Annotated in this window: 7 protein-coding genes and 1 pseudogene; 5 read left to right on the top strand and 3 right to left on the bottom strand. The window is 34.9% G+C overall.

The features are described 5' to 3' along the window. The first annotated feature begins 175 nt into the window (after positions 1-175). Genes ORL93_RS02270 through lsrF form a run of 4 tightly spaced genes read left to right on the top strand, consistent with a single transcriptional unit; the run spans position 176 to position 3,864 of the window. Complete coding sequence (locus tag ORL93_RS02270; protein ID WP_176524672.1) at positions 176-1,126, top strand: sugar-binding transcriptional regulator; 951 nt, start codon at positions 176-178, stop codon at positions 1,124-1,126. Further along, positions 1,126-2,688: an autoinducer-2 kinase gene (gene lsrK, locus ORL93_RS02265; RefSeq protein WP_141556417.1), complete on the top strand. Its 1,563-nt coding sequence runs from the start codon at positions 1,126-1,128 to the stop codon at positions 2,686-2,688. Before ORL93_RS02270 ends, lsrK begins: the two co-directional genes overlap by 1 nt. A gap of 24 nt (positions 2,689-2,712) precedes the next feature. Beyond that, complete coding sequence (locus tag ORL93_RS02260) at positions 2,713-3,075, top strand: cupin domain-containing protein (protein WP_006095139.1); 363 nt, start codon at positions 2,713-2,715, stop codon at positions 3,073-3,075. A 6-nt stretch (positions 3,076-3,081) separates the two neighbouring features. Continuing rightward, positions 3,082-3,864: a 3-hydroxy-5-phosphonooxypentane-2,4-dione thiolase gene (lsrF, locus tag ORL93_RS02255; protein WP_003198352.1), complete on the top strand. Its 783-nt coding sequence runs from the start codon at positions 3,082-3,084 to the stop codon at positions 3,862-3,864. An 83-nt stretch (positions 3,865-3,947) separates the two neighbouring features. On the opposite strand, the gene ORL93_RS02250 is transcribed toward lsrF, so the two are convergent. From ORL93_RS02250 to bla, 3 genes are all read right to left on the bottom strand, one after another. After that, the gene (locus tag ORL93_RS02250) at positions 3,948-5,927 is read right to left on the bottom strand and encodes a penicillin-binding transpeptidase domain-containing protein (protein ID WP_265958555.1); all 1,980 of its coding nucleotides are present in this window, start codon (positions 5,925-5,927) and stop codon (positions 3,948-3,950) included. Positions 5,928-6,354: 427 nt separating this feature from the next. Continuing rightward, complete coding sequence (locus ORL93_RS02245; protein ID WP_097795521.1) at positions 6,355-8,487, bottom strand: peptidoglycan D,D-transpeptidase FtsI family protein; 2,133 nt, start codon at positions 8,485-8,487, stop codon at positions 6,355-6,357. A 392-nt stretch (positions 8,488-8,879) separates the two neighbouring features. Continuing rightward, positions 8,880-9,668, bottom strand: a complete 789-nt coding sequence (bla, locus tag ORL93_RS02240) for a subclass B1 metallo-beta-lactamase (RefSeq protein WP_018765769.1) — start codon at positions 9,666-9,668, stop codon at positions 8,880-8,882. Positions 9,669-9,812: 144 nt separating this feature from the next. Between bla and ORL93_RS02235 the strand changes: the two are divergent. Continuing rightward, positions 9,813-11,592: pseudogene (locus tag ORL93_RS02235) on the top strand (peptidoglycan D,D-transpeptidase FtsI family protein). The last annotated feature ends 7 nt before the right edge of the window (positions 11,593-11,599 follow it).

The following is an 11,599-nucleotide window of genomic DNA, read 5'->3' as shown; positions in this document are numbered from 1 at the left end:
TGTCACCTGCCTTTATACAGAACAATTTTTGAGAAAATGATTTTTTGTTCTACTTGTTTTGTAGCATTGTATATCCCTTTTTTCATATCTAGAACAAATTTTTCTTGAACACAATTACTACTTCTATCGGTATAAACAAAAAAATAAGCACATATGTTTAAGCATCGGTCAATTGTTGAAAGGGATGAAGAGAATGTCACAGTTGAACTTTGAAGAAAATTTGTTAACAAAAGTAGCCTGGTATTACTATAAAGATCATTTAACGCAGCAGGAAATCGCTTCTTTGCTTCACATTTCACGAAATAAGGTCGTTCGGTTATTAGATAAAGCTCGAGCTGAAGGTGTCGTTACATTTCATGTAAAAGGTACGGGTTTACATTGCTTAAGCATTGAACGTGAACTAATTAAAAGATTTCATTTAAAAGACTCTTTTATTATCCCTACGCTAATGGAAAATTCCCCTTCTTCTTTAGGGAAAGCTGCAGCGCAATATGTAGAAACATATTTACAACAAGGAGATTTACTCGGCATTGGTTGGGGGGAAACGATATCAAAAATGTTAGAAAACATCCATTTTGAAGCATCTATACAACTTTCAATCGTTACTCTTACAGGTGGTGTAAATCATTACCTTCCTAGAAAACAAAACTATCTCAATCACATGCAAGGCGAACTTCATATCATTCCTACGCCATTTTTAGCATCCACAACCGAAATGGCACAAAGTATCCTTTCCGAACCAGCCGTTAAAGATATGCTACATGTCGCTTCACTTGCTAATACAGCAATAGTTGGTATTGGTGGTTTATCTCATGATGCAACCATTGTAAAAGAAGAAAAATTAACGCTTCGTGAAATGACCTATATACGAAGTCAAAATGGTGCCGGAGATATTCTAGGACAATTTTATAATACACATGGAGAATTACTAGAACTTCCCCATCACGACCGCCTAATTGGTACACCTCTTTCAGCTCTTCAAAAGATGAAACACGTAGTCGGTGTAGCTGGCGGTGAAGAAAAAATAGATGCAATTTACGGAGCCTTAAAAGGTAGATTCATTCATACATTAATTACCGATGAGGACACAGCACTCTCCCTATTAAGAAAGGAAGGTGAATCATAATGTCTTCTCTATTAGCTTATGACGCGGGTACTGGTAGTATCAGGGCCGTCCTTTTCGATTTACAAGGAAATCAGCTTGCTGTGAGTCAAAAAGAGTGGGTTCATAAACCCGACTCTCGTTATCCTGGTTCTATGAATTTTGATGTGATAGAGAATTGGAAACTCGTTCAAGAATGCACAAAAGATGTACTTCAAAAAAGCAACATATCCCCTTCTTCTATTAAAGGGATTAGTGCAACAAGTATGCGCGAAGGATTTGTTTTATATGATAAAAGTGGGCAAGAAATATGGGCATGTGCGAACGTTGATGGCCGTGCTTCTTCTGAAGTAAGTCAATTAAAACAGATCCGCTCCTATCTTGAAGAAGATTTATATATGAAATCAGGGCAAACTTTTGCACTTGGCGCTCTGCCTAGGCTACTTTGGATTCAAAAACATCAACCTGATATATATGATAAAATCTATTCCTTTACAATGTTAAACGATTGGATTTTATATAAATTGTGCGGGGTATTACAAATAGACCCTTCCAATGGATGTACATCTGGTATTTTTGATTTAGAAAATAGAACTTGGGATAATTCGATTGCTGAGCAATGCCGTCTAAACTTATCATTTTCTCCAAATGTAAATGAAGCGGGGACAGTTATTGGTAATATCACAAAACAAAGTGCAGAACTAACAGGTTTACATGTAGGAACACCGGTAGTTGCTGGGGGCGGAGATGCCCAGATGGCTTCACTCGGTTCGGGAGTCGTACATCCTGAACAAACATTTATTTGCGGAGGGAGCTTTTGGCAACAAGAAGTAAATATAACAAGTCCAAAAACAGATTCAAATGCTCGTATTCGCGTCAATTGCCACGCTATCCCTACACTTTGGCAATATGAAACAATCGCTTTTTTCCCTGGGCTTGTGATGAGATGGTTTCGAGATGGTTTTTGCCAAGAAGAACAAGAACTTGCTACTAAACTAGGTGTAGATGCTTATGAATTATTAGAGGAACAAGCAAAACATGTGCCAGTCGGATCATATGGCATTATTCCTATATTTTCAAATGTAATGAACTACATTTCATGGCGCCATGCCGCACCTTCTTTCATTAATTTAAGCTTAGATGCTAATAAATGCGGAAAGAAAGAACTGTTCCGTGCACTCGAAGAAAATGCTGCATTTATAACACTTGGAAATTTAAAATTAATAGAATCATTAACAGGAAAGTTCCCTTCTGAAGTGATATTTGCTGGGGGTGCTGCCAAAGGCAAGCTCTGGCCCCAAATTGTTGCGGATGTTCTCGGAATTTCTGTTAAAGTACCAGTTGTAAAAGAAGCGGCCGCCTTAGGAACAGCAATTGCGGCAGGAGTTGGTGCCGGAATATATGACTCTATGGAAACAATCTCTCAGGAATTTGTAAAGTGGGAAAGCACCTATGAACCGAATGCTGAAAATTATAAATTATATCAAAATTTCTATCAAACGTGGAAATCTGTTTATGAAAAACAACTCCCGCTAGCGGATGAAGGCTTCACATCACATATGTGGATTGCACCAGGTGCACTGTAACACATTCATAAAGGAGTGAACAATATGCTCAAAGTAAATGAAGAGGATTTCTCCTATCGCTTTGGTAACAACGGCCCAAAATATTTAATAAAGGGCCCTAACATTGACCTTGGCATTGTAGTCATTCAGCCTGGGCAAGAGTTTCAAAATCATTATCATACTACATGCGAAGAAATTTTTTATGCCCTAGAAGGTGAAATTGATTTCTATATTGATAATGAAAGAGTTCCTGTAAAACAAGGTGACGTCTTGCAAGTTCGCCCTCATGAATCTCACTATCTTATTAACCACTCAGATCAAATCTTTAAAGCTGTTTTTATTAAGTCACCACATTTACAAGAAAAAGATACTGTACAAACAGAAAATCCAAATTTAACGAAGGAGTGATTCACAATGACTTGGGGATTTCAAAATCGATTAAATACGATTCTGCCTGATGGAAAAGCAGTTATGTTAGCAATTGATCACGGTTACTTTTTAGGTCCAATTCATGGATTAGAACAACCATTAGAAACAGTAAAAAACTTACTTCCCTATACAGATTCTCTCTTTTTAACAAGGGGTGTACTCAATTCCTGCATTCCTAAAGACTGCAAAACACCAATGGTTTTACGTGTTTCAGGCGGTCCAACTGTCGTTGGTAAAGATTTAGCAAACGAGACCATTGTTACACCAATTAAAGAAGCACTGCGGCAAAATGTAGTCGGAGTTGGTGTATCTGTTTTTGTCGGTTCAGAATATGAAACACAAACTGTTTCAAATCTAGCAAACGTAGTTTCCGAGGCTCATGATTACGGTTTACCTGTTCTCGGTATTACGGCCGTTGCAAAAGAACTACAAAAACGAGAAGCACGCTTTTTAGCACTTGCATCGCGTGTATGTGTGGAGATGGGTGCTGATATTATTAAAACGTATTACTGCGAAGGATTTGAAAAAATTACGAGCACATGCCCTGCCCCAGTCGTCATTGCAGGTGGCCCAAAATTAGATTCGATCGAAGACGCTTTAACAATTACATACCAAGCATTGCAAGAGGGTGCGATTGGAGTTGATATGGGACGAAATATTTGGCAGTCAGAACATCCAGCTGCGATGATTCAAGCGATTCATGGCATCGTCAAAAATGGCTTGAATGTGAAAGAAGGGCTAGAGTTGTATGATGAAGTAAAAAATTAAATTAGTTGATTAAATAATGTATTTTTACTTAAAAAAGAACCCTCTTTATTAAAAGGGTTCTTTTTAATGATAAAATCTAAGTATCACTTCTGAAAAATATGTTTTATTTTTTCACCTGGAACATTACTACCCCCTCTTCCTTTCACATCTTCAATCATCATTGTAACAATCATATCTGGCGCATTTGCATCGAAAGCTGCAAACCATCCGAGTTCTTTTCCATCTGCTTCTTTTGATTCTTTTAGTTCTGCCGTACCTGTTTTACCAGCAAGAGTCATATCATCAATCCTAGCAATTTTCCCGGCACCATCGGAATCATTAATTACTTTTATTAACGCACTTTTTAATATTCTTTGACTTTCTTTAGAAATCACATTCTCTTTCCAATTCTTCACTTCTTTTTGTATCAGATGTGGAGATGGAATATTCCCTTCATTTACAATCGGTGCATATGTTAAAGCTAAATGAAGAGGTGTCATTAATACTTGTCCTTGACCGTATCCTGTATCTGCCAGTTGAATATCGTTTTTTATCCCATCTTTTGCAATGATTGACATAGGAAATTCGTATTCAATCGGCAATTTTTCATGAAATCCGAACTTCTTAAGCATGCTTTCATACTGATCTTTTCCTATTTTTAAAGCTTGTTGTGCAAAATAAATATTGTCAGAGTACTTCATTGCCTTATCGAAATCAATCGGACTAGCATCTTTCACACGTGTTACATAATAATTTCCCCATGATGAATCTTTTGTCCACTTTAATCCTTCAATTTTAAACTCTTCCGTTGGATTTATAACGTTTGCTTCCAAACCAATTGCCCCTGTAATTGTTTTAAATACAGATCCTGGTACAACTGCCTGTGTGAAACGGTTTATCATTGGATTTTTCAAATCATTATTCCATACTTCACGTTGCGCTTTTGATGCCCCTCTAACTATTATATTTGGATTATAAGCTGGACTACTTACAAGGGCAATTGTTTCACCCGTTTTTGGATTAATCGCTGCACTAGATCCTGCTTCATTTTTCATTTCATTATAGATTTTTTTTTGAATTGAGGCATCGATTGTTAATGTAACATTCTCTCCATCTCTTGCTTCTGTTTTTGCTAAGTTTTTAATCTCTTTTCCGTTCTCATCTTCCATAAATACGCGTCCACCCTTTTCACCGCGCAATTTATTTTCTAAGACTTTTTCTAATCCTGTCTTACCTACTAAATCATCCGCTTGATATCCTTTTTTCTGAAGCAATTTTAACTCTTCTGCATTTACTTCTCCTATATATCCCGTTAAGTGTGCTGCCGCTTCTCCTAATGGATATGTACGGACTTTTACTGGACGAGACGAAACACCTTCCAACGAAATATAATCACTTTGTGTTCGTCCTTCTGGTAAAATACCAATTGGTACATAGGAATCTGGTTTAATCCATTTCGCTGTAAGCTTCTGATCGACTTCTTCGATAGACATATTAAGTAATTGCGCTATTATTTCTTTCGTTTGTGTTGCAGTATCTCCTAATTTTTCTGGAATAATTCCAACCTCAGTTGCCTTTCCATTCACTACAAGCCCTTTTCCATTTCGATCATATATTTCACCGCGTTTTCCTTGCTCTGTCTGCAGACGGACTTTATAATTTTTTTTCATCCCTGGAAAGATAAAGTCTGGGGTCCAATTTATTTTCCAGGATTTCTTATCTCCATCTTTTTCTTTCACAAGTGTTGCTTCATGTGAAAAAGAAATTTCTCCTCCTGCAGTATCCATACTTACGGTAAAAAGAATGACCTTACTTTCCGTTTCATCTTTACTTACTTTCTCTCTTTTAATTTTTAAATTCTCAACTCCAATACCTTCGTAAATTTTTTCATTTTTCTCTGTAAATTCTTTTTTTGAAATGGATTCTTTTGCGTGTTTTGACAGTTGATCATACATATCTGCAAATTTTTTGTCATTCCATAATTTTATATATGCTTCAAATGCTTGTTCTGAAGTTTCACCTTTATTGCATCCTACCAATATAAATGTGAAACAAAAGAAAAGTAGTATCCATATTTTTTTCAATTCAAACTTCTCCTTTAAATAAATCAAAATAGCTTAAATAATTCTTATAATCCTTTTTACATGAGTAACTTGCTATAAATAGTGTACATCCGCTCGTTTTCTACTGATTAATATGAACCTGAGATTTAATAATGTTCTATATCTTGGTAACAAAGTTATGATTAAAAACCTGTGAAATAGCAACTATACTAGCTGCTATTCCACAAATTCACCTTAATTCTTTTATTCAAAAAGCTTCTTAATATAAAGTACAACCTTAATAAGCCCGCTCTAACCAGGCTTTTACAGACAATTGAGTCCCACCTAAACTTGTTTGCTTTCGCCGAAATTTGAGGTGAGAGTCTTACTGCCCGCGAATAACTGGATAAACAATATAACTTGGATCCTAGTAATCATTACCTTCCCTACAGAGAACGAAATTTCACTATTACTGATTAGGATTCACTATATTAGTAGCTTCACCATTCATACGTTGCTTTTTCAAGTCAAAGTATATATCTAATATATCCTTTCCAATTAATGAATTAATACCGCCTTTATCATTGTGAACCCAAGGGACTACTACAGAAAATGCTATTTCTGGATTATCATATGGAGCATATCCAACTAATGTTAAATTGTAACACTCAATACGTTCTCCCTTCTCATTCCTTCCAATTTTACTATCTCCTCCATATACTGTTTGAGCTGTTCCTGTTTTCCCAGCTGGTTTATACGGAGCCTTTTGGAAATATTTCACACCAGTTCCATCGCCTTCTTGAAATACCCATCTAAACCCTTCTTTTACTCGATCAATATATTCCGATTTCACATCCACTCGATTTAACACAACAGGTTCTATAGATTGTACAACTTTTCCAATTTCTTCTTTTTTTGTTGTTTGTTCTCGAATCTCTTGGACAATTTGAGGTTGCATTCGGTATCCATCATTCGCAATAGTTGAAATATATTGTGCCAATTGTAGTGGTGTATACGTATCATACTGTCCAATAGAAAAATCTAATAAAAATCCAGGTTGGCTATCTTTTTGTCTTGTTTGTCCAGTTATTTCATTCGGTAAATTAATTCCTGTTGGAACCCCTAAACCAAATTGTTTAAAATAATAACGCATTGTATCAAATGCTGCTTGTTTAATATCCAATGAACTATTTGGTACATAATTCACTCCAGCTATTTGTAACGCTGTATGAAACATGTATACATTAGATGATACTTGTAAAGCTCTTAAATCATTAATATTCCCAAATCCAGATACATTCCATGATTTTTTAACTCTCGTACCTTTAAACTTCATAGGTGCATCATAAAATTGAGTCCCTGGTTGTATAGCTCCTGTTTGGTATCCAGTTAATAAAGTAGCACCTTTTACAGCTGATCCTAACTCATAAGAAGTTACCATGTTACCTAATGCAAAATCTTCTACTTCTACTTTCCCATCTTTTTCTACAAATCTCTTACCAGCCATAGATAAAAGTTGTCCAGTTTTTGGATCCATCATGACAACAAAAGCACGATCCATTAATGGTTCAGAACTCTTAAAAGCTTTTAAATTTTTTTCTATACTTTCTTCTACTTTCTTTTGTAACTCCATATCAATTGTTAAAGTTAAATTGTTACCACTTTTTCCTTTAGAGACTGTTTCCGTTTGAACAACATTTCCTGCTTTATCAATATTATTTTTAACTTCTTCTTTTGTTCCATGTAATACATCTTCATATCGCTGTTCAATATAACTTTTCCCCACGCGATCGTTCCGATTATATCCGCGGACCAAATAAGAATCTAAGTGTTCTTTTGGCAACCCTTCTTCAGCACTTGTTATATTACCTAATACCGAACGGAATAAATCACCATTTACATAGTTTCGTTCCCAATCAACTGTCGCATCTATCCCTGGAAATTTCGCTAAATTTTCACTTATCCTCGTATACTCTTGCTCTGTCACGTCTTTTTTTATAACTTGTGGTGTCATTTGATAACCAGAACTCATTTTACTTTTAATAACTAACACTTGTAAGTCTTGTGGCGTGAGCTCTCCTAATTCTTCTTCTGTAATGCGTTTTCGTCTTAACTCTTCGATTCTTTTGTCTAACTCTTTCCCTTCTATACCCTTTTCTCTAAATTTTTCCTCTTCTTGCTTCGTGATCTTTGCTTTAGCACGCTTTTTATTTAATTGCATCCAAAAATCTTTTTTATCTACTTCCGTTAATTTATTTATTTCTTCTTCTGATATTTCAAGTATATTTGCAATATCTTTTGCAGTTTTTAAAATGTCTTCAGAGCTTACACCCTTCAATCTTGTATACGTAATCGTACGAAGTGCTCTATTATCAACAACCTGTTTCCCTTCTCGATCATAAATTTTCCCACGGGGAACTGGTATACTCGTTGTTGCATTTTCATTTTTTTCTACTTGATTTTTATAGGTCTCTCCATCAACAATTTGTACTTTTCCTAGCTGAAAAATAATAGCCGAAAATAGTATAAATACGCAGAAAAATAGGATGTTTAATCGGATAGATATCGATGTCTTCTGCTTCTTTCCTGTTTGCTTTTTCATATATCCTCCATTTTTTAATGAGTTTCATTCAGATTACAGTTTCATATACAAATTCACGCATATGTGTTATTCGATCTTTATACAAAGAAAACTAAAAGGTAGCGGTTCATTCAATTAATGAATTGAATAGATGAAAATGGAATCGTTCCTCTATTTACATAAAGTGAAACTTCCATCAGTGGGCGTTTTCTTCATCCCTCACTGATGGTTAGCCCTCACCTCTCTTCCTCGTTTCTCTCTGCCTCTTAAGCCGAGGGGCTTACTACCCGTTAATGCGGGATAAATAATAAGAGAAACTGCATTCAATCATAAGCAGTTCCCCTTATTTTTTATTAATATATCTAAAACAAAAATTAGGCTATTCCTCTATATTACGTGGCCGTCACACCCTATTAATTTTCATTATTTTTTAACAAGTTCAACGTATGAGTAAATAAACGACTATCTCCGGGATCTCCATGTCCTGGTACAATAATATTTATATCGCTGTATTTCTTTTCTACTTTTTTAATTGCCTTTGACCAATTAGATACATATGAACCTGGAGTTTGTACAATCTCTTGCGTATCTAGTGATTTTATTAAACATCCTCCAAATAGGATTTTATACTTTGGTAACCATACTGTTATGTTATCTTGTGTATGTCCTTTTCCTGGATAAAATGTTTCCACGTTTATATCACCAAATCGCATATTATCGCGTTTCTTCAAGTCTCCAAGAGGCTTATCAAAACCTTGTTTCTCTGCTAAATCAGCAGTTAAAGCCGTACTGTGTACCTTGACGCCTTTTTTAGTCAGCGTTTTAATTCCTCCTATACGATCGTCATGAGCATGAGTCACAATTGCTTCTGTGACCTCTTTTGTAGGAAATTGCTTTTTTAGTATTTGAAGCAGTTGATCTGTAAGATCATCATTCCAAGGTGTATCAATTAGTACTAGTCCTTTAGACGTTTCAAGAATTAAACCATTTGCAGGAATACGTGTTCCATTTACCACTCCAATGCTTGTATGCATCCAGACCTTTGGATACAATTGTGAAATGGATACATCTTTCTCTTGATCTTTATTTTTTATTTGCTCTACTTTTTCGGCAGCTTGTACTGGAAATATTGAACTGGCAAATTGGCTAATCCCTAATATACTTGCGCATAGACCTACTTTTAATATCAGTTTCTTTTTCATTTTCATTGCTCCTTTCCTAGCAGCTTACTTCTCTAAAAGCGCTACTACACTTAATAGACAATCCAAATGATAAAGTTGTTCCCACATTTACAAAAAAAATAATAAATTTTAATATAGAATAGAATCTGGGTAAGGGAGGATTTTATGTTACATAAAAAATCAAAGAGGTGGATAATTTTAGCAGTTTCATTCATTTTAGGAGTTATTTTGATGTTTTTATTCAAAACGAGTTTTATTTCGTTTACTATCAAAACTTCTGCAGCTGAAAGAGGAAAAATTATTGACCAAAATGGAGTCATACTAGCCACAAATAAAAAAGTAAAATCTTTGTATTATGTCTATAATATTGATTGTCCAGCCGATCAAGAAGTAGCGAAGATATCAAATTTTCTAAATCAGTTTTCATCCAAGTTTAACCATAAGATTTCAGTAGATGATATAAATTCACAATTACAAAAATCTTGTAAACATCATGATAAAAATGAAATACGATTACATGCAAACTTAAATGATAAAGAATTCGCATTTATAAACGAAAACAACTTCAAAAATATAAAAGTAAAAAATGAGTGGATACGTGTTTATCCACATCATGAAATTGCTTCACAAGTAATTGGGTATGTTGACTATGAAAAAAATAACTCGGATTCTAATTATGTTCCTGTTGGTAAAAACGGAATTGAACTTCAATATGAAAACGATTTAAAAGGGAAACCAGGAAAAACTCTCACTTTTAAAATAAAAAATAAAAAGTTCTTATGGAACATACAAAGTCCTCAAAGAGGAAAAGATATTCAGCTAGCACTGGACTATAAACTTCAGCAAAAAACTGAAAAAGCACTAAGATCCCAAATTCAGAAAACCCCTGATGCTACTGCTGGTTATGCTGTGGTGATAGATGTTAAAACAGGAGAAATATTAACTATGGCTAACTCGCCAGTTTTTGATCCAAATATATTCAATACTCCTTTATCATCGTCTGAAAAAGAAAACATCCAATTACTTGCTCAAAATAAAACAATCCAAAAATTAAAGTATGGTGATTCCTATGTAAATATGGCATCAACTATAAAACCGCTTACTATATTAATTGGGTTAAACGAAAAGCTTTTTCAGCCTGAAGATACATATTTAGATAAAGGTCGCTTTCAGTATAATAATCAAAATAACATCACCAATGCTGCTGGAACTCCAACTGGTGAAATTACACCGAGTCAAGCTATCATTAACTCATCAAATACATTTATGACAGCAAAAGTAGCAATTCCACTATTCAATCAAAATAATGGAAATTTAGAAAAAGTGGCAACCGTGTGGACGAGTTATTTAAAACAATTCGGTCTTCGCTCCAAAACTGGGATTGATTTGCCCTTTGAAGAAGAAGGACAATATAAGTTACATGCATCTAGTAATTTTGAAAGTGGGATTTCTGCTTTATTGAATGCTTCTTGGGGCGCAAATGAAGTACACACTACTCTCCAACTCGCTCAATATGCGGCTGCTCTTGCAAATAAAGGGGACAAATACAAACCTCAAATCGTGAATGCAATTATGGAAAACGGTGATAAAAAAACAAAAGAATTTAAACCAATTTTAGAAAGTTCAAATCGTTATCCTTCAAGATTCTGGAATGTTTTACAAAGTGGAATGAGTCAAAACATACAAGAAATTAAAAACTTACCCTTTGACGTTGCTGGTAAAACGGGAATAACAAGTTCGCCGAATGAACAAGAGAAAGTTATAAATCATTCTCTATTTATTTCATATGCCCCTACTAAAAATCCGCATATTGCTATTTCTGTCATTATTCCTGGTGGTAATTCTGAAAGAAATAGTGCAGCACTTGTTGCAGCGGAAATTTTAAAGGAGTGGGATACTCTCCAAAAAGAGAATAAAAAATAAAGAGAAAGGTTCAATAAAGTGAACCTTTC

Source organism: Bacillus sp. DHT2, assembly GCF_026241455.1.
GTDB classification, from domain to species: Bacteria; Bacillota; Bacilli; order Bacillales; family Bacillaceae_G; genus Bacillus_A; species Bacillus_A pseudomycoides.
The sequence above is the reverse complement of the archived record's forward strand: the minus strand, read 5'-3'. Positions and strand labels throughout refer to the sequence as shown.

Bases quoted from the DNA above. Each gene is read 5' to 3' on its own strand.
- lsrK (WP_141556417.1), top strand. From the start codon at position 1,126: ATGTCTTCTCTATTAGCTTATGACGCGGGTACTGGTAGTATCAGGGCC.
- ORL93_RS02260 (WP_006095139.1), top strand. From the start codon at position 2,713: ATGCTCAAAGTAAATGAAGAGGATTTCTCCTATCGCTTTGGTAACAAC.
- lsrF (WP_003198352.1), top strand. From the start codon at position 3,082: ATGACTTGGGGATTTCAAAATCGATTAAATACGATTCTGCCTGATGGA.
- ORL93_RS02245 (WP_097795521.1), bottom strand. From the start codon at position 8,487: ATGAAAAAGCAAACAGGAAAGAAGCAGAAGACATCGATATCTATCCGA.
- bla (WP_018765769.1), bottom strand. From the start codon at position 9,668: ATGAAAAAGAAACTGATATTAAAAGTAGGTCTATGCGCAAGTATATTA.